The organism is Acidobacteriaceae bacterium, from assembly GCA_035944135.1.
Lineage (GTDB): Bacteria > Acidobacteriota > Terriglobia > Terriglobales > Acidobacteriaceae > Granulicella.
On the sequence record DASZBM010000010.1, the window covers coordinates 240,335 to 261,843 of the forward strand.

Here is a 21,509-nt window from a genome sequence, read left to right on the forward strand (position 1 = left end):
TCCTGGAAACAAAGGGGTAATCCTCACAGGGGGATGCCGGCGCGAATCGTAAGTACTTTTTAGTTCAATTAGATAGAGCGATGGGATTGGCGGAATCCTCTGGATGGGGCCCTGCATTGCGCGAGAGCGGGGTGCGGCCGCCCTCGCCGAGCCAAAGGCATAAGCCAGCGAAGAGCAGAGCGCCGACCGCGAACTTCAATGCGTTGGGTGCGTGCGTGGGCGAGAGGAATGCCTCCAGCGTGCCGGCGATGGTGAGCAGGGGGATCGTGCCGGCGACGAGTTGGACGGCTTCGAGACCGGCGAGCGCGAGGGAGTCCTTGCGGCGCAGCATGCCGGGGAAGAGGATGCCCGCGGCGAGGCGCAGCCCGGCTGCCCCGGCGAGCATGATGCTGGGCAGCTCCAGCGCGCCGTGCGCGGCAATGAAACTCCAGAGGCTGAGCGACAGGTGGTACTGCGCGCAGACGGTCGCAATCGTGCCAAGCATGAGGCCGTTTACGAACAGCGTAATGATGGTGCCGAGTCCTGCTGTGATTCCGGCCGCGAACGCGACGAAGCAGACCGTGATGTTGTTCGTCATGATCTGCGAAGAGGCCTGCGGCTTGATGCTGAGGATCGAGTCCATCCAGAGGTGATGCTGGCGGATGCCTTCCATCTTGTCCGCGCCGAGGAACATCTCGCCGAACTCGGGGCGCACGAGGGTGATAAAGACGCCGAGGGCAGCGGCGGCAATGGTAATGGCGGTCGCGAGCCAGACGTAGCCCGAAAGCCGGCGCAGGAGCCGCGGGTAGCCGTGCGCCATGAACCGCCACAGGCCCGCGAATGAGGTGCGTGAGCCGGAGTACACGAAATTGTGAGCGCGTGCGACGAGCTTGTTGAGGTATTGTTCCAGCGTGCGGGAGGATCGGTCGGCACGGACGGCACTGAGGTCGGCGGCGGCCTGGCGGTAGAGCAGGCCGAGGTCGCGCAGATCGGGTTGCGAAAGGGAGCGCAGCCCGTGGCCCTCGACCTGCCGCAGCAGAGCGTCGAGGCGGTTCCAGTTATCCTTGCGAAGGTCGATCCAGAGGTTTGAGATCATGGCTGCATTTGAGCAACGCGGGTTTGCCGACCAGCTTAACATTGACACGCCCGAGCAGGTGGAGCTCGAGTTCGCCGTCGCAGGCATCGGCAGCCGGTTCGTCGCGGTTTTGCTCGATCACCTGATTATCGGCGTGGGCTTCATTCTGCTGGGGATACTTTCGGCGTTCATCTTCGACTCTCTGCAAAAACACCTTGGCGTGCTCGGGAACTGGACCCTGGCGGTGTTTATCGCTTTGAATTTCCTGTTGTATTGGGGCTATTACACGCTGTTTGAGGCGTTCTGGCGCGGGCAGACGCCGGGAAAGCACGTGATGAAGCTGCGCGTGATCAAGGACTCGGGCCGGCAGATCACGCTGTTTGAGGCAATGTCGCGCAACCTGCTGCGGATCGTGGATTATCTGCCGGCGCTATATCTCGCGGGCGTCATCACGATGCTGTGCACGAAGCGTAATCAGCGGCTTGGGGATCTGGCGGCGGGGACGCTCGTCGTGCATGAGCGCAGCGATGAGCAGCCGCTGCTGATTGAGCGAGGCACGAGCATCATGCCCGCGCACTCGGCGCCGGCTGCGTTTGATCCGCTCGCCTGGGCGGGCGCGCAGAGTGCCGGGAGCCTGCCAGCGGACGCAATAGCAAAGCTGAAGGGTGATGATCTGTTGCTGATTGAATCGTTCTTCGCGCGGGCGCTGGATTTAAGCCTGGCCACGCGCGCAGAGATTGCCGGACGCATTGCAGCGCAGATGGCGGCAAAGATGAACCTCACGGTCCCGCAGGGAAATCCGGAGCGCTTTCTCGAGGCGATTGCGTACGCGATGCGGTCGAGCGCACGGGCGCGGCGGTGAGCAGTTGGTGTTGCGAGTTGAGGAGTTGAGGCTCGGAAAGACAACAGCATATCCCCTTCGGGGATGACAGAAAGAAAAGCAAAGGCAAGAGCAAAGCAAGCGCAGAAGTGAAAGCAAAGGAAAAGGCGACGGCAGGTCCCTGCTGTTCTTTAGTCGGCTGCGTTGCGGTCCGCAAGTGTAGTTTCGCGGTCGGAGTCGGCGAAGCTTTCCGGGACCAGCCAGCTCTCACCTTCGGCGAGAGGGTGAACGCGGTCTTCAACGTCGGCGGCATCGGCGGCGCGCATCAGGCGTGGAAGCGGCTCGTCCATCGGCTCACGTCCGAGCCGGAAGGTGTTGTAGTGCATCGGCACCATGGCTTCTGCGCCGAGATCGAGGAACGCCTGCAGCGCCTCTTCGGGGCTGGTGTGCACGGCGCGGTAGCTGTCGGGGAAGTAGGCGCCGATGGGGAGCAGCGCGATCTCGGGCTTCAACCTGCTGCCGATCTCTGAGAATCCTGCGAAGTAGGCGGTGTCGCCGGAGTGGTAGATGCGCGGCGAGCCGGGAGAGTCCAGCACGTATCCGCCGAAACCGCGGTGCGTGTCATTGAACATACGCGCGCCCCAGTGTTTCGCAGGCGTCATGGTGACGCGGAGCGGTGTGGTCTCGCCGAGCTCGGTCGACTGCCACCAGCGCAGAGATTGAACCGCGGAGAAGCCGAGATCAGCGACGAGATCCTCTACGTTGTGAGGAACGATGGCGACCGGCGCCGGAATTTTGCGGCGGCGCATCTCGCGCGTCACGGCGCGCAGCGAGGGACGGTTCAGGTGGTCCATGTGCGCGTGCGTCAGCAGGACGGCGTCGATGCGTGGAAGGTCGCTGACGCGCACGCCGGCCACGCGTTTGCGGCGCAGGAGAATCAGCCGCGTGGCGAAGACCGGGTCAATGAGGATGTTGCGGCCGCCGAGTTGCAGAAGGAAGGAGGAGTGACCGATGAACGTGATCGCCGCCTCGTGTTCGGCAACCGACAGAGGCAGGCGCGGTTCGCCTTCCAGCGGATCGGCGTGGCTTTCGCGGACGAGACGCCAGAGCTGCCCCAACTTGCGCATCCAGAAGGGAATTCCTCGTGCGCTACGGGGGGCCTTGGTCTTGCGGCGTTTCATGTTGGTGTGCGGTCTCCTGTGAAATCAGATGCGTGACCGAGACGAACGATGCCTCGACCGGCAGTTCAGCAAGTTACCAGCCCATCGCTGGCTGCATCAGAGAGACAAGCCGGCGCTGTACCGGCTCCAACGGTAATTGCAGAGGATTCGGTTGCGCAATGCTGCAGAGCGTACCATCGACACCGCCGCCTCAGGCCGACGAACGCAAGGACCATCGCCCGAGTGATCCGGTCGCGCGGCGCATCTGGGACTATGTATCACGCTCTGAGTTCGGCAGCCTATGGAACTTTGAAGGCACGCCGGTGGGCGTGGTGCTGAAACGCACGGCGAAGTCCTTTGTGGATGACGATCTGGTTTCGCGCGCAGCGGAGCTGGGCTTCTACTTTCTGTTCTCGCTGTTCCCGATGCTGATCTGCGCGAGTGCGGTGCTCGGGCTCGCTGCTCGCAGCGCGCCAAGCATTTATGACAGGCTTCTTCACTCTCTGGCGATGGTGGTACCACCGTCGGCGTATCAGCTCGTGATTGACACGTTCAACCAGACCGCGCAGGCCTCCACCGGCGGCAAGGCAGCGTTCGGTTTTCTGGTTTCTTTATGGTCGGCATCCATGGGCTTCTCCGCGATTCAGGACACGATCAATCTCGTGTACAAGGTGCGCGAGACGAGGCCGTACTGGAAGGCTCACGGAGCGGCGATTCTGGTGACAATCCTGCTCGCCCTGATAGCGACGGCAAATCTGGCGGTGCTGATGACGGGCGGCTTTCTCGCGCGTAGAGCGCATCACGCTATTTGGCATCGGCCGCTGCGTATCGGAGTCGTCGTTGGGATTCACGTTGTGACGTGGACCATCGCCTGCGGGCTGCTGATGCTGATCTTCAGCACAATCTACTACTACGCTCCATGCCTGAAGACGAAGTGCTGGCGCTGGCTTACGCCCGGTGCTGCGTTCGGAATCATCACGTGGATGCTCGCGTCGCTCGGCTTTCGCGTGTACCTGCACTTCTTCAACAGCTACTCGGTCACATACGGTTCGCTCGGTGCGGTGGTGATTCTGTTGATGTGGTTTTACATCACCGGACTAACGCTGCTCGCGGGCGCCGAACTCAATTCAGAGATACAGGCCTCGGTGATGGAGAAGCGACTCAAGGAGGCAGGCAAGCTGCCACCTGAGGCAAGCGCGGATCCCGAGCATCCAGTCCCAGTGCCCGTAAGCTGACGCGATATATTCCGCGTGCATCTAAAAAAGTAAGGACGCGCCACTTGGACGATGGCGCGTCCCTTTTCTTTTGCGTCTTACTTGACCATCGGCTGCAGGATGTCATCCAGACGTGCGGGCGTGCCTTGAACGCGCTGGAATTGCGGATAGCGCTCGCCTCCGTGGTAGTCCATCCGAATGATCTTGTAGTAGTTCGTGTTCTCTACGATGAACTCGAGTGCGGGGCCGCTCCCCTGAGCTTTCTGGATGGCTGCGCGCAGAAGGAGTGGAGCGAAACCGCGGCCGTTCACTGCGATGATCTGCATGCCGGGGCCGAAGCCCGCTTTATCGGCGAGGCCGCCGATGATCACATCGTTCACCTTGTCATCGGTACCTACGGACATGCCTAACGAGTAGCGCGTGTCGATGTAGTTGCGCTGACTCTCCTCAAGCTGCGACCAGTAGTCAGGCTTGTCGGTGTAGATGAGCTTGTAGCCTGAGAGTGCGTCGATGCCCTCCATCTCCGGCGCGTGGACGTCGTTGGAGTCGAGTCGTGTGCGCAGGAAGGTCGCCCAGTCGTTCGGCACGACCGCGTTTAGTCCGTTGACGATGTCGTCGAACGTGTAGGGGACAACCTTCGGCGCAGTATTGCCGCCGAGGCCTTCAAACGCGGCTGCAAAGTCGTTCAGGCTCTTTTTGCCGTTCGTCTTTGCACGGATGGTGAGATCGACCTCCAGCCAGAGAAGCTCGCCTTCGTCGTAGTAATCGACATTGCGGCGCCAGTTATCGTAGCCACCGCCTGCGTTGTAGAGAAGTTGCGCGGCGGTTGCGGTGTCCTGCAGGTCGCGCCATGTGCGGCCGGGGCGGAGATCGTTGAGATATCCGGCCACAGTGGCGAGACGATCACGATACACGGCGGGAGCCCAGATGCCGCAGCGCGAAGCGAGCACATCGCCGAGATATTCGGTGAGGCCTTCATATACCCACAGCAGATCTCCCTTCATCGGCTCCTGGTAGTTGGGCGTTGCAAGACCCGCGGGGCGGCGGTACTTGCCATTCCAGGAGTGGGTGAACTCGTGCGGAAGCAGGAGACCGTTCTCGATGAATGTGTTGTCGTCGGTGAAGGTCTTTTCGCCGACACGATCGTCCGAGGATTGATGGTGCTCGAGTCCGAAGTGCGCGACCTGATCGCTCAGCGTCACGAGGAAGTGATACGCGCCATAGTGGCGAGATTTGTAGAGCGCTCCTGTCTCGCGCACGAGGCGAGAGAAGTCGTCGATGTGTTCCTGCGAGAGCTCGACGTCCTCGGGACCGTCGCCGGCCATGTCGAGGAAGTGCTTTGGAGTGACGTCGGTTGCGAGCGGAACTTCACGGAAATAGCGGCCGGCGAGCACGGGCGAATCGACGAGCTGCTCGAGCGATACGGTTTTGAAGCTGGTTTGCGTGCCTGGGGCAGAGGTGGGTTCGAGCGCTGTGCCGAACTTCCAGCCTTCGGGGACCTTGAGCGAGGGCGTGATCATGACCTCGGCGGCCTTGGTTCCGGCGGGATAGACGACGAGCTCATTCCAGCTCAACAGCGCAAGATTGGCGCTCGTCGACGCACCGGCGGAAAAGCCTTCAGCACTCGCCGTTGCGAGGAAGTCCATTTTGATGTTGAGCTGCGTTGTGCCGTCGGGAACCGTGATGTGGTACGCGTACATGTCCACCGGATCGCGCTCCCACTTCACGCGCCGGCCCGTCTGCGTCGTGATGATGAAGCCGGCCTGGTCGACGACGGGTCCGGTGGGACCGTGCTCACCGGGAATCCACTCCGGGTACACGAGCGTCATGGGGCCGGGCTGCACGGGCATCGTCTCCTGCGAGTGCAGGATCTTGCGCGGAGCATCGGTGAGGTCGACGGCGAGGGTGATGGGGGTTTGCGCGCTCGCGAGACACGGCGAGAGAAGTGCGGCGCTCGTGAGCGCTGCGCAGAAGAGGCGCGAGAGATGCATTTCTGGGAGAGCTCCTGGACGGAAAATCAAGTGCGTCCAGTGTACGCGCGCGGAACCTGAGCTAGTGGGCTTCCTTCTGTTTGCGCAAATGGTCCATCGCGCCGGCGATGAGCTCCTTCGCTCCGCCTATGCCGGCGAGCACGGCCTGCAGATCAAGCTTCGGCACCGCGGGATTCCGGTTGCTCGTGCAATACACGCCGTGTTGCCCCACGAGCACGAGGGCGTCCGTCAGCGTGTCGAGTGCAACCGCGAGCCGGCCGGCGGTCTCGCCGCGCATGAAGATCTCGCGTTCGAGTTCTTCGCCGCGCGAGTGGAGGATGTCGCCGTGCCGGTAGAACGGTGTGCCGGTCGCCTTCAGCTCATCGGCCACGGCTACCACTCCTTCGCGGCGCTGTCGGGCGTTAAGGAAGTGGAGGCTATGGGTGCCCTCCAGCGCAAGACCGGCTTACGCGCGGCGGTCGTCTCGTCCAGACGGCGCATGCGCGTGGTGTGCGGCGCGGTCTGCACGAGCTCCGGGTTCTCCTCTGCTTCACGCGCGATCTGCTGCAGCGCGTCGACGAGCAGGTCGAGCTCTTCCTTGGATTCAGACTCCGTCGGCTCGATCATCATCGCGCCCTGCACGACGAGCGGGAAGCTGACCGTGTAGGCATGGAAGCCGTAGTCGATGAGCCGCTTGCCCATGTCGCCGGTCTTGACGCCGTTGCGCGCCTGAAGTTTGTCGGAGAAGACGACCTCATGCAGCGACGGCGATTTGTAGGGCAGATCGAAGGTGCCCTCGAGCCTGGCGCGCAGGTAGTTTGCGTTGAGCACGGCGTCTTCGGTGGTCTGGCGCAGGCCGTCGGGGCCGTTCGCGAGAATGTATGCAAGCGCGCGGATGAACATCCCGAAGTTGCCGTACCAGGCGCGCACGCGACCAACACTCTGCGGGCGGTTGTAGTCGAGCCCGAGCGTGCCGTCCGGTTTCGTGATGACGACCGGTGTGGGAAGGAACGGTTCGAGAATCTTCTTGCACGCCACGGGACCCGAGCCCGGGCCACCTCCCCCATGGGGTGTGGAGAAGGTCTTGTGCAGATTCAGGTGCATGACGTCCGCACCGAAGTCGCCGGGCCGCGTCTTGCCGCAGAGCGCATTCATGTTCGCGCCGTCCATGTAGAGCAGCGCGCCTTTCGCGTGCAGGATGTCGGCGATCTTGTGAATCTCGCTCTCGAAGACGCCGATGGTTGACGGGTTCGTCAGCATCAGCGCAGCGATGTCATCGTTGACCAGCTTTTCGAGTTCGGCGAGATCGACCATGCCCTTCGCGTTCGATTTCAGGTTCGCGACCTGGTAGCCGCAGACGGCTGCCGTCGCGGGATTCGTGCCGTGCGCAGAGTCGGGGATGAGGATCTTCTTGCGCGGATTGCCCTGCGCCGTGTGATAGGCCTTCGCCAAAAGGATGCCGGTGAACTCACCATGCGCGCCCGCCGCAGGCTGCAGCGTGATGGCGTCCATCCCGGTGATTTCGATGAGGCATTCGCTCAGGATCTTCATGACGCCGAGCGCGCCCTGCGACAACGACTCAGGCTGGTACGGGTGTGCTTCCGCGAGACCCTCGAGGCGTGCGACCGCCTCGTTGATGCGGGCGTTGTACTTCATCGTGCAGGAACCGAGCGGGTACATGCCGAGATCGATCGCATAGTTCCACGTGGAAAGGCGAGTGAAGTGGCGGATGATCTCGATCTCGCTGAGCTCCGGCATCACGCCGAGGTCTTCACGCGCGGCGTCACCAAGCAGCGCCGCGGCATCGACGGCGGGCACATCGAGCTCGGCAAGGCGGTAGCCCTTCTTGCCGGGCGAGCTCTTCTCGAAGATGAGGTTTTCGTCCTGGTTGACGTGCGTGGTCGCCTTGCGCGGCGTTCCAATGAACTTTTCGTCTGGCATGGTTTTCCCGTAGCGAAAGCCCGAGCTGCACGCATGAAGGCAGCCTGCAGGGGGAGCCGCTCCTCTCAGGTTCTCATATTCACGCCGGCGAAGTCGTGCTCGCCCGTTCGCCTATCGCACCCTCCCGGCGCGGGTTGCCAAAGCGGATGTGCCTGCGGTGGTTCGGCTTTTCCTTGGGCCAGCGGTGCAAAACGTGCCGAAGACGGGTCAGGCACGTCCAAACTTAGATTAGGCAAAACTGCCTCCTCCGCAGAGGAATCCCTCGGGCTGGCAAGCCCGACGCTTCTGCGAACGAACTGTGGAATCTGGAATATGGGGCGTACCGATGCAACTCTGGACGGAATATGAAGGAAGAAAGATTGAGGGCACTTACACGCTCGGCAAGCTGCTGCGTTCGGAGGGACGCAACGGCTTCTTTGCCACCTCGGACACAACGGGAAATGCCGCCGTCATCCGCATCACTGAGGCCCATTTTGACGAAGACGAGCTGCTGAAGCGTTGGCGTCAGGTTGCCGGGATGCACGAGGGCAATCTGATCAATATCGAGCGCTTCGGTCAGACGAACTTCGACGGCGTCGCGATCACGTACGCGTTGATGGAGGCCGATGATGCGAACCTCGACGACGTGCTGCGCGAGCGACCGCTGACGCTCACGGAAGCGACGCAGGTCGCACGGGCTGTTCACGGAGCCTTGACGGCGCTTCATGGCAGCGGCCTCGTGCATGAGCACATCGAACCGGTCAATGTTCTGGCGGTGGGCGAGACTGTGAAACTGCGCAGCGATTGCGTGCGCGAGTGCATCGCTGACACGGAGTTCAACACGCCCGAAGGCTGCGCGGAACTTCGCCGTCGCGACATTCATGACTTCGGCATGCTGCTGCTGCAATGCCTGACGCTGGAGAAGCGCTACAATCCGGGCCTCAACTTGCCGGATGGCTTCCGGCGGTTGATTCCGCACATGCTGGACGGCACATGGAGCCTGGAGCAGATCGGGCAGGTTGTGAACCAGCCGTCCGCTGCGACGACTCCATCGGCATCTCCCGCTCCCTCGACGAATGGAACGGGCGCCAACCGGAAACCGAACTCTGCGAGTGCGTCGAAGGCTTCTAACGTCGTGCAGCCGGAGCAGCAAACGCTTCCACTCGATCAGCCGCGTCCGCCGATCAATGCTGCGGCAGATCCGGCGCTGCGCTCCCGGCGCCTGGTTGCCGAGGAAGTTTCAGGGTTTCCGCTGCGTCCGTGGCTCGTCGGGGGTCTGGCTGTGGCGATCGTTTGCATCATCGTGATCTGGCATTTTGTTGGGGCGAAGTCGACAAGGCCCTCCGAAAACGTCGCCCCCGCGGTTACGAGCTCAGCTCCGCAGGCTTCTGCTGCGCAACCTCGATCTGTTCAGCAGCCAATCGTGCAGCCGGCTCGGGTGGAGGCAAATAGCAGCGTTGCAACGGCGGCACATGGGGCGGGATGGTACGTAATTGCATGGACGTATAACCGCCAGGGACAGGCACAGGCGAAGGCGGAGCAGTTGAACGCGCGGCACCCGGGCTTCCATGCTCAGGTCTTCAGTCCGCGGAGCCGAGCGCCGTTCCTCATCAGCCTGGGAGGACCGATGAGCGAGCCAGAGGCCAAAGCGCTGCAGCAGCGCGCGCGGCGCTCAGGATTCCCGCGCGACACCTTTATCCGCAATTACCGGTAACAGTGCCCGAAAGAAGAGGCCGTCCTCCGGGACGGCCTTTGCGTTTCAGGCGCAAGACCGGTTAGAACTCTTCCTCATCGTCACTGCCGCCGGTTGCGGAATAGCTTCCAGCTTCCGGCCCATCCATATCCTCTTCGCGCAGGCTGAGTGCGATCACCGTGCCTGATTCAAACTCGACCGTCAGCGAATCCAGCTCTTTCAGCTCGGCCTTGGCGACCGTCTCGCCGATCTGCGCGCAGAGAGCATTGCGGTACTCGGGCTGTCCGAAGGCGATCGAGAAGTCTTCCAGCAGAACGTGAGGCCACGCGTACAGTGTCAACGTTGGGCCATCGAAGCGCAGGCGCAGGTAGTCACTCACAAACTCGACTGCAGATAGCTCCTGCCCTTCAACCGCGCTGATGTCCATAACTACTTCGCTCCGAGCGCCTGAGCTGCAGCGTCGATTTGCACCTTCGTCGTCAGCTCCGTCGCGCACCACAGCGCTGCGCTTTCGCCCAGCTCCGGATACCACCTGTTGAGCGCAAGACCGCCGATGATGTCCTTCTGGAGCAGCTTCGCGTTCACACTCTCCGCGCTCGCGGGAAGCGCGACAGCGAATTCGTTGAAGCTCGGAGCGGAGAAGAGCGGTTTTGCACCGGCTTTCGCGAGCGCGTCGCGGAGATAGGCAGCTTTCGCGAGGTTCTGCTGAGCGAGTTCGCGCAGACCCTGTTTGCCGTAGACCGTCAGGAAGATCGTAACCATCATCGCGACCAGCGCCTGGTTGGTGCAGATGTTGCTCGTCGCCTTCTCGCGGCGGATGTGCTGCTCACGTGTCGAGAGCGTCAGCACAAAGCCGCGCTTGCCGTTCATGTCCTTCGTCTCGCCGACGAGCCGGCCCGGCATCTGCCGGAGGAACCGCTCCTTGCAGGCGATCACGCCGCAGTACGGCCCGCCAAAGCCGACCGCTACGCCGAAGCTCTGCGCCTCCATGGCGACGATGTCGGCCTCCTGCGGCGGCTTTACAATGCCCAGTGAGACGGCTTCAGCGATCGCGACGATGAGCAGTGCACCCTTGGAATGCACCAGTTCGGCAATGGCGGCGACGTCTTCGATTGTGCCGAAGAAGTTCGGCGACTGAATCATCACACAGGCCGTGTTGTCGGTGATCGCGCGCTCGAGCTCAGCGAGGTCCACGCGGCCGGACTTCGCGTCGTAGCCGCACTCCGCTACGGGAATCTCCTGGTGCTGCACGGTGGTCTTCAGCACCTCGCGATACTCCGGATGCACGGTGCGTGCGACCACGCAGCCATCTCTTCCGGTCACACGAACGGCCATCATCACGGCCTCAGCACATCCCGTGGAGCCGTCGTACATGGATGCGTTGGCAATTTCCATGCCGGTCAGCTCGCAGATCATCGTCTGGAACTCGAACATGGCCTGCAGCGTGCCCTGCGAGATCTCCGGTTGATAGGGCGTGTAGCTGGTCAGGAACTCGCCGCGCTGCACCAGCGAGTCGATGATGACCGGGCGGTAGTGACGGTACGCGCCTGCGCCGAGAAAGCTCGCGGGCAGCTTTGTCGCCGGTTGCGCAGCCAGCCTGGCAGCATCGCCGCTCGCGATATTGCCCGCGAACGCGCGGAAGCGATCGAGGATTTCCGATTCTCCATGCTGGCGCGGGATGTTCAGGTCGTGATCGAACCGGTATTCGCCGGGGATGGTTTCGAAGAGCTGGTCGATCGACGTGACACCAATCGCATCAAGCATCTCTTGGCGGTCGGCGGGGGACTTGGGGAGATAGCGCATTAAGAAACCTATTCAGTGAGAGTTATTAGCGCATGGGGATAACGCCGAAAAGTTGTAGAAATCCGGTGATCATGAATATGCTGCCAACGCCGATGAACATCAAACGGCCAAACCAGAGCGGAGTTTCCTTTCCGGATGAGCCCCCGTACAAACCACGCGCGTAGTAGAACTTCTTCCCAAGGAAGCCGATAACAGCGATCAACAACCCGAGCAGAATAAACACATCGGTCTTGATGACGTTCGACACGACTAATGACCGGTTTCTTCTTTGACGAACTTCTCGTAGTCCGCAGCCGAGAGCAGCGCATTCGCCTCGTCGGGATTGGTGACAGTGATTTTGATGAACCACGTGTCGTTCGCCGCGGCGTTGACCGTCTCGGGCGCCGAGTTCAGGCTCTCATTCACCTCGGTGACGGTGCCGGTCACGGGCGCGTAGAGATCGCTGACCGCTTTCACACTTTCGACGGAACCGAAGGTCGCTCCGGCCTCGATCTGCTGGCCCACCTTGGGCAGCTCCACAAAAACAATGTCGCCCAGCGATTCCTGCGCGTAGTCGGTGATTCCCACCGAGGCAGTCTCGCCGTTCATGGCCAGCCACTCGTGTGACTTGGCGTACCGATAGCTCTCCGGATAGCTCATGTCGTCATTGTAAAGTGATTTCGCCGGAGCCCGTTTTGTGGAATCCAAACGACTTGCGCACGAAATTTACCCCCCAATAAAACCGGCTGAATCTTTTCCTTCGATATCGAATCTTATGGTGTAGAAGTAATTGGCACCGAGGAAAGGAGCCACCATGCCAGAACCCATCACCGGACTTCATCACGTTACCGCCATTGCGTCAGACCCGCAGCGCAACCTCGATTTCTATACCGAGGTGCTTGGATTGCGGTTCGTGAAACGCACCGTCAACTTCGACGACCCCGGCACCTATCATTTCTATTTCGGCGACGACGCCGGCAGTCCGGGTACGATCCTGACCTTCTTCCCCTGGCCGCACGCCCGGCGCGGACACGCCGGCACCGGTGAAGTCACGCAAACCGCGTTCAGCATCCCGCAGGGCTCGATTGCGTACTGGGAGCAGCGATTGCGCGATAAGGGCGTTCTCTTCGAGCGCACCGGGACGCGCTTCAGCGGCGCCGAGGAGGTGCTCACGCTTGCCGACCCCGATGGCATGAAGATCGAGTTGGTCGCGCATGCAGACGTGCCGCAGATCACGCCATCCCGCTACGCCGATGTTCCCGCCGAGCACGCATTACGCGGCTTCTTTGGCGTCACCCTGCTCGAGCGCAGTCTCGACCGGACCGCCGCGACAATGAAGATGCTCGGTTTCCAGCCGACCGCGACGGAGGGCAGCCGCACGCGCTTCGTCTCACCCGCAGGCAGTTCGCTCGGCAACCACATCGATGTTGTGGTCGATCCGAACGCCGGCTACGGCCGACCCGGAGCAGGTTCCGTTCACCACATTGCCTACCGTGCAAAGGATGACGCGGCGCAGCTTGCATGGCTTGAGGAGATCGGCGACCACCTGCAGGTAACTTCGGTGCAGGACCGCACCTACTTCCATTCCATCTACTTCCGCGAACCCGGCGGGGTGCTCTTCGAGCTTGCGACGGATAATCCAGGCTTCGGCATCGATGAGACGCCAGACACGCTCGGCGAGGCGCTGCGGATTCCTGCGTGGTTCGAGCCGCAGCGTGCGGCCATCGAAACACGCCTGCAGCCGATAGAGCTGCATCAGAGCTCGCAGACTATGAAGAAAGAGGTGACCGCATGACCGGCGCCCTCAGCCCTCACGCCAGCCAACCAGAAGTCCGCGCTGGCGCGCCGCTGGCAGAAGCAAAAGGAGCGGTCGTGCTGCTGCACGGCCGCGGCAGCTCGGCCGAGGACATCCTCTCGCTTGCGCAGCCGCTCTACCGGGAAGGCCTCGCCTACCTTGCGCCACAGGCTGCGGGGCGCACGTGGTATCCGAACTCGTTTCTGGCACCGCGCGAGGCGAATGAGCCGTGGCTGGGTTCGGCACTGGCGAAGGTCGGCTCTGTCGTGGCGGAGATCGAGGCTGCCGGCATTCCGCGCGAGCGCATCGTGGTCGCCGGGTTCTCGCAGGGCGCTTGTCTTGCGACCGAGTTCGTGGCCTCGAACCCAGCGCGTTATGCCGGACTGATTGCGTTCACCGGCGGGTTGATCGGCCCTCTGGATGCGGACCTGCATCACGAGGGCTCGCTTGCCGGAACGCCTGCGCTTTTTCTTAGCGGCGATCCTGACCCGCACGTGCCGTGGCAGCGTGTGCAGGCCTCGGCTGCGGAACTGGAGCGCATGGGCGCTGTGGTGACCGCACGCCGCTACCCCGGACGCCCGCACACAATTACTGCGGAGGAGCTGGAGCTCGCGCGAACACTTATCCGCGAAGCCTACACCTCATAGACTGACACGAGCATGCCCCCAGCCGACAAGACGAACGACACCTCCGCAGCCGCGCTGTGGGTTGTGCTCGCACGCGCCTACCGCTCTATGGCCGCGTTCGTCGAGCACTCCGTTGCCGCGCTCGACATAGGCCTCTCCGACTTCATGATCCTTGAAGCCCTGCTGCACAAAGGCCCGCTCACGATGAGCGAACTCTGCGAGGCAGCCCTGATCACGAATGCCTCGATGACTGCGGCGATCGATCGGCTTGAACAGCGCGAATTTGTAGAGCGTGTTGCGAGCAAAGAGGATCGACGCGTCCGGCGCGCGCAGCTAACCGCACACGGGACCGCGCTCATCAAGCGGCTCTATGCACGGCACGAGCGCGATCTGGATGCGGTGATGTCCACGATACCGGCGGCAGAACGCGCAGAGCTCCGCCGCGGACTGAAGACAATCGGTCTTGCGGCGCAGGCGAAGCTTTCGAAATGAATGCGGTTACGAAGACAGTGGCGCCGTAACCGGCGTAGTGCTCGGCTTCGGCCGTTTATAGAACGGCGTCGGCACAACCTTCGCCTTGACCGATTGCCCGCGAATCTCCACGCCAACTTCTGTCCCGATTTCGGTGTAAGCGACCGGCACGTACGCGAGTGCGATGTTTTTCTTCAGGAATGGCGCCGGCGAGCCCGACGTAACTTCGCCGATGCGCTCGCCCTCAAGCGAGAGCACTGGGTATCCGTCGCGCCCGATGCCGCGCTCGATCATCTCCAGTCCGACGAGCTTGCGCTTCGGTCCGCCGTCCTTCTCGACCTGAAGCAAAGCCTCTCGGCCGACAAAATCAGAGCCCTTATCCAGCTTGCAGTAGCGCCCGAGGTTGGCTTCGAAGACGTTGATGGTGTCCGAAATCTCATGTCCATAGAGCGCCAGCGCCGCTTCAAGCCGCAGCGTGTTGCGGGCGCCCAGGCCGCAGGGCATGATGCCGAACTCCGCGCCGGCGTCCAGCACCTCACCCCACACGCGCGAGCTCGTCGGCTCGTCGGACGGGATATAGATCTCGAAACCGTCTTCACCGGTATAGCCCGTGCGTGCGATCAGCACATTGTGGCAGCCGGCGACTGTTCCCCAGGTGAACCAGTAGTTCTTGATCGGGGTCAGGTCAACCTTCGTCAGCTTCTGCAGCGTGTCCTTGGCCTTCGGCCCCTGGATGGCGAGTTGTGTGTAGTAATCGCTGACGTCCATAATGTGCACGCCACCCATCGAGCCGATCGTCTGCCGCACCCACTGCACGTCCTTTTCGCGCGTGCCGGCGTTGATGACGATGAGGAAGTCGTTGTCTCCCAGCTTGTGCAGCACGACGTCATCCACAAAGGTGCCGTTCGGGTACAGCATGGCCGAGTAGTGCGCCTGGCCAATCTGCAGCTTGCTCGCATCGTTCATCAGGAGGCGCTGGACCGCGGCCAGCGAGTTCGGTCCGCGCAGCTGGATATCGCCCATGTGCGACACGTCGAATATCCCCACTGCCGTGCGCACGGCCATGTGCTCGTCGATCAGGCCCTTGTACTGGACCGGCATGTCCCATCCGCCGAAGTCGACCATGCGAGCCTTGTGGGCGTGGTGGGTGGCATGAAGGGCGGTACGGCGGAGCGCGGGCGCAGCGGTCGTGGACATGGGTGGAATCCTCACAGAGCAGCGCAACGCGCGCCGCGACTCTACGAGTGTAAATCGCTGACCTGCGAGTGATCTGCCGGGTGCCTCCGTTCCACAGCCGCCAGCTCCAGAGCAACAACACGGCGGTGTATGCATTGATCAGCAGCGTCCTGATCCAGTGAGTGCGAAGGAGCGCCGGTGTCGCCTTCTACTTGCGCGCTGCGCGCACGAAGCTGCTCACGGTGAAATACGTGAACACCGCGCAGATGGCCAGATAGGCGTAGAGTTTCACCGCCGCAGGGGAGCCCGCGGCCGCGTGAACAGCGGCGCGTGCCCGCCAAGCAGCCGCGCCCATGACGAACGCGATCAGCGCGAAGAAGACCCCTGTGACCTGCAACCACACGACGCTCGAAAATCGCACAACCGGTGCCATGAGGGATGATTTCGCCTGCCGGCCGGCGACGCGGACGGTTCGGGGGTCGGGAGCCCAGCGCGGCGCGGCAGTGGCTGTTGGTTCAGATGGTCTGCTGGGCGACACAGCTTGAGCTTTGGCGGACGGGTTCGGTGCGCTGGCAGCCTCAGCCGCCTGCACCAACGTCTTTGCGGCGTGTCGCGCCCCGTATCCCAACGCTCGCCCGAACTTCACCCGATCCATGGTTCTAGTTTACGTGTCCAAGGTTGTCACATCGCGTCGCAAAACGAAATGCGGTCGACTGACATCCAAGCTCCTTGAAAGGGAGAGCACGAAGCAATGAAGACATTCTTTTGGGTGGCGGGAGCAGCCTGCGCGGCGATGGCAGGCCTAATGATCTGGAACCGGCAGCGCAGCGAACCTGTAGAGGACCTGGCGCATCGGCTGGAGGCCGCATGGTCCGACCATCACACTGTCGTGTGAGGCCTTCGTCTTTCATCTTGGCGGAGCCGCTGCCTCGGCGTAGTCTGTTTAATCAGAATTACCCCGCAATTGCCGTTCCCGCTGTTCAGGGAATACCCGATGCGTGGTCAGGGGCATTCCAACAGATGATCGGGAGGTGGCGTTGAATCAACAGGTCAAGGACCTCATTCAGAAGCTCGGCGAAGCAATTCACGAGTCCGTATCCGAGAGCGAGCAGATTGCGGGCGTCGTCCGCGAGATCCGGGAGCAGGGGTTTGATGTACTCCTGATGCTCGAGGCGACCATCGGTCTGAACGAAGTCGAGGAGGAACAGAAGGACAATGGCGACGAGCCGGCACACGGGCCCTTCACGCGCAACGACCTCACCTTCCTGAAGTCGCTGCGCATCACCACCGAAGAGCACGATAGCGGATCCTCTTCTTAGGGCCCGCGCGTCGCTGCTCTTTCAGCCGCATTCTCTCGCGGCTATACATTTTCCGCGATTTGCGTGCTAGACTCGTGCCTCCCCGGGCATTGAAACTTGCGTCAGACGGGAATGGATAGCGAGAGGTAGCTGCACGATGAGAGACACGCTTGGTGTTTTGCTCGCCGGAGGTGCCGGCGAAAGACTCTTCCCCCTGACGCGGGACCGCGCTAAGCCTGCCGTCCCATTCGCCGGGCAATACCGCATCATCGACATCACCCTTTCCAACTGCATCAACTCCGACCTGCGCCACGTCTACATCCTTACGCAGTACAAGGCGCTTTCGCTGAACCGCCACATCCGCGAAGGCTGGGGTACCGTTGTCGCGGGCGAGCTCGGTGAGTTCATCGAGATCCTGCCGCCGATGCAGCGCGTCTCCAAGTCCTGGTACCAGGGAACCGCGGACGCCGTCTTCCAGAACATCTACTCCATTGGCTCCGAGGAGCCGCAGCACGTCCTCATCCTCTCCGGCGACCACATCTACAAGATGAACTACGCGCTGATGAAGGAGCACCACTGTGCCTCCGGCGCGGATGTCACTCTCGCCACGCTGCCGGTGACGCCCGATGAGGTCTCCGCCTTCGGCGTCGTCGAGGTGGGGAAGAACGGCGAGGTGATCGGCTTCGTCGAAAAGCCCAAGGAGACGAACATCCGCTCTCCGTTCAATCCGGACATGGTCGATGTTTCGATGGGCATCTACCTCTTTAATACGGATGTTCTGATTCCCGAGCTCCTTCGCGATGCCGAAGACCCCGAATCGCGCCACGACTTCGGCCACGACATTCTGCCCAAGATCCTGGGCCGCTTCAAGATGGTCGCCTACAACTTCGTCGACGAGAACAAGCAGCGCGCGCTTTACTGGCGCGACGTCGGAACCCTCGAGGCTTACTACGAGGCCAACATGGACGTGGCGTCCGTCACTCCAACGTTCAATCTTTACGACAAGGCGTGGCCCATGCGCAGCCGCGCGTATCAATATCCGCCCGCCAAGTTCGTATTCGGTGAGCCCGGTCGCACCGGCATGGCCATCAACTCGATCGTGTCGGCCGGATCGATCGTCTCGGGATCAGTCGTGCGCAACTCCGTGCTCTCGCATGACGTACGCGTCAACAGCTACGCCGACGTAGATTCGAGCGTCATCTTCTCCCATGTCAACGTCGGGCGGCACTGCCGCATCCGCCACGCCATCATCGATCGCGATTGCCACATCCCGGACGGGACTGTAATCGGGTACGACCCGGCCGAGGACAAGAAGAACTATTTCGTCACCGGCTCCGGCCTTACGGTCGTCACCCGGGACTATTCCCAGTTCGAAAATCCGGTATCGGAGCAGTTTTTACAGGTAATGTAGCGGCTTTCCACAGTAACGGATGGCACTCCATTGCGTCCAAACCCCAAAGTTCTGCCTGCATTTGCCGGGAATCCTGCACGGTTCCTCCTCGTTTTCCGCTCTAGGCAAGTTTCCGGCCAAATGGAGTATGGTGGACTGAGCACGGGGCCAGAGGCTGTGTTACGCGCATCAGCGTGGGCGGCTCGAAACCTGCGAGAGAATCCCTCCTGACGAGGAAAGGAAAATCAAACTATGTGGAAACCGAACCAGCCTGGCAGTCAAACGCCTCCCACCCCTGAGCCAGCACGTCCCCAGCCCCCCGCTGGTGCACCTGCCTTTGACGCTGCCGCTCGCAGCGGGTCAACTGCCGCCGCTACCGGCGAGCAGGCCACCATCGGCAAGAGCCTCGTCGTTAAGGGCGAGCTCACCGGTTCAGAGTCGTTGTACGTCGACGGCAAGGTGGAAGGCGCAATCAATCTGCCGGGCAATCGCGTGACCGTCGGCCGCAACGGCCAGGTCGCCGCGAACATCATGGCACGCGAGATCGTCGTGCTCGGCAAGGTCCGCGGCAACTGCCAGGCCTCTGACCGGGTCGACATCCGCAGCGAAGGCTCGCTCACGGGCGACGTCGTCGCAGCCCGCATCTCCATCGAGGACGGCGCCTTCTTCAAGGGCGGCATCGACATCCGCAAGCCGGGCGCCGAGGGCAAGGGCGGCAGCAGCAGCTCTGGTTCCAGCTCGAGCTCATCGACCACCAGCTCCACCCCCGAGCCCGCCGCTGCTGGCTCGCACAGCTAAGCTTCATCCACACGAAAGCACAAAGGCCGCGCTCTCATCGCGGCCTTTGTGCTTTTCTGCCTTTGCCTTTCTTGTTGTCATTCCCGAAGCGGGGTCCCCGGCGAGTTTGCTCGCTCGGGTGGCAGGGAATCTGCGTTTAGTTCTTCGCCGCCGCTTTCAGCGCCGCGATATCCAGCTTCTTCATCGACATCATCGCGCGCATCGCGCCTGGCTCTCGTATTAGCTCCATAATGTTCTCCGGAACCACCTGCCAACGCACACCGAAGCGGTCCTTCAGCCACCCGCAAGCAATCTCCCCGCCTCCGCCTTCGAGCAGCTTCGACCAGTAGGAATCGATCTCCGCCTGGTCCTTGCAGTGCACGAAGAATGAAATGGCCTCGTTGAATGTGTGGTCCGGGCCGCCGTTCAAGGCCGTGAACGGCTGCCCATCCAGCTCGAAGCCAATCGTCACGACGCTGCCCTTCGGTCCCGGGCCCGCGTCGCCGGAGCGTAGTTCACTCGTGCGACGCGAGTTCGGAAACACCTTCAGGTAGAAGTCGACCGCTTCTTCAGCGTGTTTGTCGAACCACAGAAACGGCGTAATCTTTGGCATCGTTCACCCTCGCGGTTCAAGTTACACCACCTGATCGCTCGCATTCGCCAACGTCGTATCCTTCGCCGCCCGCGACCAGAACACTCGTAGATCGCTCACGTTGTGCAGCGAGAAGTTCGGCTGAGGCGGTGCCGTGATCGCGAAGAAGTCCGCCCGGTGCACATCTTCCAGCCAGAAGGCCGGTCGAGCGTCGCTTACCTGCGGCGAAACCTCCACGTGGCTCATCTCCAGGTTCTTCAGGTGCCGGACGAAGAACGCGTTACACGGCGTCGGCCCAAAATGCAGCAGTTCCGGATAACCCTGTTCGTCCTCTGGCACGTGGATGGAGTGCCAGTCCGGCATCGGCTTCGCGCTCTCTCCCCATCCGATCTTCATGTCCTTCGGCAGACCGCGATGCCCGAAGAAGCAGTTCGAAAGCTTCACATCCTCAATCAGGTTCTCCGGAATGCCCGAGAAGATTGACGACGTCGACGACGTCGAATCGTGACTCACCAGGTTCGAGATCACCACACGCCGGAGGGTGCCCGGCCGCAGCGTCTCCTTTGGGTTGCGGTTGCGCCGATTCAGGCGCAGGAACAACGGTGCGTCCTGGATCTCGCGCATCGTGTTGCCGGTGATTGCGATGTCCTCGAGATACGCTCCGTCGCTCGTCTCCAGAGAGATGCCCTTGCATCCCTCCAGCACGTTGCCCGTAATCGTGATGTTGCGGAACCCGCCGTTCGACTCCGTTCCGCACTTGATGCGCCCATTGCGTGGCACGTGCGCGTCGTCCGGGAAGCGCTTCCAGGTTCCGTCGTGCACCGTTCCCAGCTGGTAGATGCCGGTCACATAGTTGTTCGCAATCGTCACGTTGTCCGTTGAGCGCGCGTAGCCCAGCGCATAGCTCGACTTCGGGCAGATTCCGTCATCCCACGGCGAATTCACCGTGCAGTTCGACACGCGCACGTTCTTGCAGCAGTCGATGTCGAACCCGTCGCGGTCGGTATCGATCAGCAGATTGTCGAGCGTCATGTTGTCTACGCCCGTCGCCAGCAGCGCGAAGTGGCCGCCCTTTACGATCGAGAAGTCGCGCAGCGTCACATTGTGGCAGTTCTTCAGCGCGATCGCCTTATTGCCCACGCCCGCTTGCTCAGCGATAAACGGCTCATATCCGGGAGCCGCGTTAGAGCCCGAGCCGCGCGACAGCCCCTTGCCATAAATCAGTCCCGTGCCGAAGATGCCGAAGTCGTGCTCGTTCTCCGCCCACAGCAGCGAGTTGTGCCAGTGGTTATGCCCGTAGTCCTGGTACGGCACCCATGGATCGTTTGGCTCGGCGGCGTCGTACGTTCCACCGTTGTATCCCGTCGTGTCACCCTTCTTCGGCGAGTCCGCCGCCAGGATCGTGCATCCGCGATCCAGCCACAGATCGACGTGGCTCTTCAGGTGAATCGAAAAGCAGAGGTATGTTCCTGCCGGAAAGACCAGCGTTCCGCCGCCCGCCGCCGCGACCGCTTCAATCGCCTTGTTGATGGCCGGCGAGTCAACGGTCTTGCCGTCACCTGTCGCACCGAAGCTACGCACATTGAAAACTGCCTCTGCGGAACCCGGCGCAGAGGGCGACTGGGCCAGCGCAACTCGGCCCACGGTTGAGGCAAGGACAATAGGCGAAACCTTCAGCAAATCACGACGTTGCATAATGCCAGACATACTACCAGTCAGACATCTATACGTGTAAGTCATACATGTTTCCTCTTGCACCGACATGAGCTCC

Annotated in this window: 23 protein-coding genes; 10 read left to right on the top strand and 13 right to left on the bottom strand. The window is 61.8% G+C overall.

Annotated features, from left to right (window positions below):
• Positions 1–64 precede the first annotated feature (64 nt).
• Entirely contained in the window at positions 65–1,075 is a 1,011-nt protein-coding gene (locus VGU25_15490; GenBank protein ID HEV2578607.1) for a stage II sporulation protein M, read from the bottom strand.
• On the opposite strand from VGU25_15490, the gene VGU25_15495 reads away from it, so the two are divergent.
• Positions 1,074–1,916 carry an RDD family protein gene (locus VGU25_15495; GenBank protein HEV2578608.1) on the top strand — a complete coding sequence of 281 codons (843 nt, stop codon included), beginning with the start codon at positions 1,074–1,076 and terminating at the stop codon, positions 1,914–1,916. The genes VGU25_15490 and VGU25_15495 overlap by 2 nt on opposite strands.
• Positions 1,917–2,065: 149 nt before the next feature.
• Here VGU25_15495 and VGU25_15500 read toward each other — a convergent pair whose 3' ends face one another.
• Positions 2,066–3,055, bottom strand: coding sequence for an MBL fold metallo-hydrolase (locus VGU25_15500; protein ID HEV2578609.1), 990 nt, complete (start codon positions 3,053–3,055; stop codon positions 2,066–2,068).
• Positions 3,056–3,213: 158 nt separating this feature from the next.
• On the opposite strand from VGU25_15500, the gene VGU25_15505 reads away from it, so the two are divergent.
• Positions 3,214–4,269 carry a YihY/virulence factor BrkB family protein gene (locus VGU25_15505; GenBank protein ID HEV2578610.1) on the top strand — a complete coding sequence of 352 codons (1,056 nt, stop codon included), beginning with the start codon at positions 3,214–3,216 and terminating at the stop codon, positions 4,267–4,269.
• A 77-nt stretch (positions 4,270–4,346) separates the two neighbouring features.
• Here VGU25_15505 and VGU25_15510 read toward each other — a convergent pair whose 3' ends face one another.
• The 3 genes from VGU25_15510 to gcvPB all read right to left on the bottom strand — a co-directional run bounded on the left by VGU25_15510 (position 4,347) and on the right by gcvPB (position 8,159).
• Positions 4,347–6,239, bottom strand: coding sequence for a M61 family peptidase (locus VGU25_15510; protein HEV2578611.1), 1,893 nt, complete (start codon positions 6,237–6,239; stop codon positions 4,347–4,349).
• A gap of 61 nt (positions 6,240–6,300) precedes the next feature.
• Complete coding sequence (locus tag VGU25_15515; protein HEV2578612.1) at positions 6,301–6,609, bottom strand: hypothetical protein; 309 nt, start codon at positions 6,607–6,609, stop codon at positions 6,301–6,303.
• A gap of 2 nt (positions 6,610–6,611) precedes the next feature.
• Positions 6,612–8,159 (bottom strand): aminomethyl-transferring glycine dehydrogenase subunit GcvPB, encoded by a 1,548-nt coding sequence (gene gcvPB / locus VGU25_15520; protein HEV2578613.1) that lies wholly within the window; start codon positions 8,157–8,159, stop codon positions 6,612–6,614.
• Positions 8,160–8,484: 325 nt separating this feature from the next.
• Between gcvPB and VGU25_15525 the strand changes: the two genes are divergently transcribed.
• The gene (locus VGU25_15525; GenBank protein HEV2578614.1) at positions 8,485–9,852 is read left to right on the top strand and encodes a hypothetical protein; all 1,368 of its coding nucleotides are present in this window, start codon (positions 8,485–8,487) and stop codon (positions 9,850–9,852) included.
• Positions 9,853–9,913: 61 nt separating this feature from the next.
• On the opposite strand, the gene VGU25_15530 is transcribed toward VGU25_15525, so the two are convergent.
• From VGU25_15530 to gcvH, 4 genes are read right to left on the bottom strand one after another with little or no spacing between them, the layout of a single operon-like run.
• The gene (locus tag VGU25_15530; protein HEV2578615.1) at positions 9,914–10,258 is read right to left on the bottom strand and encodes a hypothetical protein; all 345 of its coding nucleotides are present in this window, start codon (positions 10,256–10,258) and stop codon (positions 9,914–9,916) included.
• A 2-nt stretch (positions 10,259–10,260) separates the two neighbouring features.
• Positions 10,261–11,634: an aminomethyl-transferring glycine dehydrogenase subunit GcvPA gene (gcvPA, locus tag VGU25_15535; GenBank protein HEV2578616.1), complete on the bottom strand. Its 1,374-nt coding sequence runs from the start codon at positions 11,632–11,634 to the stop codon at positions 10,261–10,263.
• 25 nt (positions 11,635–11,659) lie between these two features.
• Positions 11,660–11,881 carry a hypothetical protein gene (locus tag VGU25_15540; GenBank protein HEV2578617.1) on the bottom strand — a complete coding sequence of 74 codons (222 nt, stop codon included), beginning with the start codon at positions 11,879–11,881 and terminating at the stop codon, positions 11,660–11,662.
• A 2-nt stretch (positions 11,882–11,883) separates the two neighbouring features.
• A complete protein-coding gene (gene gcvH, locus VGU25_15545) occupies positions 11,884–12,273 on the bottom strand; it encodes a glycine cleavage system protein GcvH (protein ID HEV2578618.1) in 390 nt (129 codons plus the stop codon).
• A 154-nt stretch (positions 12,274–12,427) separates the two neighbouring features.
• On the opposite strand from gcvH, the gene VGU25_15550 reads away from it, so the two are divergent.
• Genes VGU25_15550 through VGU25_15560 form a run of 3 tightly spaced genes read left to right on the top strand, consistent with a single transcriptional unit; the run spans position 12,428 to position 14,526 of the window.
• A complete protein-coding gene (locus tag VGU25_15550; protein ID HEV2578619.1) occupies positions 12,428–13,408 on the top strand; it encodes a ring-cleaving dioxygenase in 981 nt (326 codons plus the stop codon).
• Positions 13,405–14,055, top strand: a complete 651-nt coding sequence (locus tag VGU25_15555) for an alpha/beta hydrolase (protein HEV2578620.1) — start codon at positions 13,405–13,407, stop codon at positions 14,053–14,055. The genes VGU25_15550 and VGU25_15555 overlap by 4 nt, the downstream gene beginning before the upstream one ends.
• Positions 14,056–14,067: 12 nt before the next feature.
• Positions 14,068–14,526, top strand: a complete 459-nt coding sequence (locus VGU25_15560) for a MarR family transcriptional regulator (GenBank protein HEV2578621.1) — start codon at positions 14,068–14,070, stop codon at positions 14,524–14,526.
• Positions 14,527–14,532: 6 nt separating this feature from the next.
• Here the strand turns inward: VGU25_15560 and gcvT are convergent, their stop codons facing one another.
• Positions 14,533–15,702, bottom strand: coding sequence for a glycine cleavage system aminomethyltransferase GcvT (gene gcvT, locus VGU25_15565; GenBank protein ID HEV2578622.1), 1,170 nt, complete (start codon positions 15,700–15,702; stop codon positions 14,533–14,535).
• A 187-nt stretch (positions 15,703–15,889) separates the two neighbouring features.
• On the bottom strand, positions 15,890–16,336 hold the full coding sequence (locus VGU25_15570; GenBank protein ID HEV2578623.1) for a hypothetical protein: 447 nt from the start codon (positions 16,334–16,336) through the stop codon (positions 15,890–15,892).
• A 96-nt stretch (positions 16,337–16,432) separates the two neighbouring features.
• Here VGU25_15570 and VGU25_15575 point away from each other — a divergent pair, with 96 nt between their 5' ends.
• The 4 genes from VGU25_15575 (at position 16,433) to VGU25_15590 (ending at position 19,167) form a co-directional block, all read left to right on the top strand.
• Positions 16,433–16,576 (top strand): hypothetical protein, encoded by a 144-nt coding sequence (locus tag VGU25_15575; GenBank protein ID HEV2578624.1) that lies wholly within the window; start codon positions 16,433–16,435, stop codon positions 16,574–16,576.
• Positions 16,577–16,718: 142 nt separating this feature from the next.
• Positions 16,719–17,000 carry a hypothetical protein gene (locus tag VGU25_15580; GenBank protein ID HEV2578625.1) on the top strand — a complete coding sequence of 94 codons (282 nt, stop codon included), beginning with the start codon at positions 16,719–16,721 and terminating at the stop codon, positions 16,998–17,000.
• A 136-nt stretch (positions 17,001–17,136) separates the two neighbouring features.
• Positions 17,137–18,390, top strand: a complete 1,254-nt coding sequence (gene glgC, locus VGU25_15585; GenBank protein ID HEV2578626.1) for a glucose-1-phosphate adenylyltransferase — start codon at positions 17,137–17,139, stop codon at positions 18,388–18,390.
• A 231-nt stretch (positions 18,391–18,621) separates the two neighbouring features.
• Complete coding sequence (locus VGU25_15590; protein ID HEV2578627.1) at positions 18,622–19,167, top strand: polymer-forming cytoskeletal protein; 546 nt, start codon at positions 18,622–18,624, stop codon at positions 19,165–19,167.
• 136 nt (positions 19,168–19,303) lie between these two features.
• On the opposite strand, the gene VGU25_15595 is transcribed toward VGU25_15590, so the two are convergent.
• Both VGU25_15595 and VGU25_15600 read right to left on the bottom strand, forming a co-directional pair.
• Positions 19,304–19,759 carry a VOC family protein gene (locus VGU25_15595; GenBank protein ID HEV2578628.1) on the bottom strand — a complete coding sequence of 152 codons (456 nt, stop codon included), beginning with the start codon at positions 19,757–19,759 and terminating at the stop codon, positions 19,304–19,306.
• Between the two features lie 21 nt (positions 19,760–19,780).
• A complete protein-coding gene (locus tag VGU25_15600; GenBank protein ID HEV2578629.1) occupies positions 19,781–21,433 on the bottom strand; it encodes a glycoside hydrolase family 28 protein in 1,653 nt (550 codons plus the stop codon).
• Positions 21,434–21,509 lie beyond the last annotated feature (76 nt).

Bases quoted from the DNA above. Each gene is read 5' to 3' on its own strand.
- VGU25_15575 (HEV2578624.1), top strand. From the start codon at position 16,433: ATGAAGACATTCTTTTGGGTGGCGGGAGCAGCCTGCGCGGCGATGGCA.
- VGU25_15570 (HEV2578623.1), bottom strand. From the start codon at position 16,336: ATGGATCGGGTGAAGTTCGGGCGAGCGTTGGGATACGGGGCGCGACAC.
- glgC (HEV2578626.1), top strand. From the start codon at position 17,137: ATGAGAGACACGCTTGGTGTTTTGCTCGCCGGAGGTGCCGGCGAAAGA.
- gcvT (HEV2578622.1), bottom strand. From the start codon at position 15,702: ATGTCCACGACCGCTGCGCCCGCGCTCCGCCGTACCGCCCTTCATGCC.
- VGU25_15510 (HEV2578611.1), bottom strand. From the start codon at position 6,239: ATGCATCTCTCGCGCCTCTTCTGCGCAGCGCTCACGAGCGCCGCACTT.
- VGU25_15530 (HEV2578615.1), bottom strand. From the start codon at position 10,258: ATGGACATCAGCGCGGTTGAAGGGCAGGAGCTATCTGCAGTCGAGTTT.
- VGU25_15495 (HEV2578608.1), top strand. From the start codon at position 1,074: ATGGCTGCATTTGAGCAACGCGGGTTTGCCGACCAGCTTAACATTGAC.
- VGU25_15490 (HEV2578607.1), bottom strand. From the start codon at position 1,075: ATGATCTCAAACCTCTGGATCGACCTTCGCAAGGATAACTGGAACCGC.
- VGU25_15505 (HEV2578610.1), top strand. From the start codon at position 3,214: ATGCTGCAGAGCGTACCATCGACACCGCCGCCTCAGGCCGACGAACGC.
- gcvPB (HEV2578613.1), bottom strand. From the start codon at position 8,159: ATGCCAGACGAAAAGTTCATTGGAACGCCGCGCAAGGCGACCACGCAC.
- VGU25_15600 (HEV2578629.1), bottom strand. From the start codon at position 21,433: ATGCAACGTCGTGATTTGCTGAAGGTTTCGCCTATTGTCCTTGCCTCA.
- VGU25_15560 (HEV2578621.1), top strand. From the start codon at position 14,068: ATGCCCCCAGCCGACAAGACGAACGACACCTCCGCAGCCGCGCTGTGG.
- VGU25_15500 (HEV2578609.1), bottom strand. From the start codon at position 3,055: ATGAAACGCCGCAAGACCAAGGCCCCCCGTAGCGCACGAGGAATTCCC.
- gcvH (HEV2578618.1), bottom strand. From the start codon at position 12,273: ATGAGCTATCCGGAGAGCTATCGGTACGCCAAGTCACACGAGTGGCTG.
- VGU25_15550 (HEV2578619.1), top strand. From the start codon at position 12,428: ATGCCAGAACCCATCACCGGACTTCATCACGTTACCGCCATTGCGTCA.
- VGU25_15595 (HEV2578628.1), bottom strand. From the start codon at position 19,759: ATGCCAAAGATTACGCCGTTTCTGTGGTTCGACAAACACGCTGAAGAA.
- VGU25_15590 (HEV2578627.1), top strand. From the start codon at position 18,622: ATGTGGAAACCGAACCAGCCTGGCAGTCAAACGCCTCCCACCCCTGAG.
- VGU25_15555 (HEV2578620.1), top strand. From the start codon at position 13,405: ATGACCGGCGCCCTCAGCCCTCACGCCAGCCAACCAGAAGTCCGCGCT.
- gcvPA (HEV2578616.1), bottom strand. From the start codon at position 11,634: ATGCGCTATCTCCCCAAGTCCCCCGCCGACCGCCAAGAGATGCTTGAT.
- VGU25_15525 (HEV2578614.1), top strand. From the start codon at position 8,485: ATGCAACTCTGGACGGAATATGAAGGAAGAAAGATTGAGGGCACTTAC.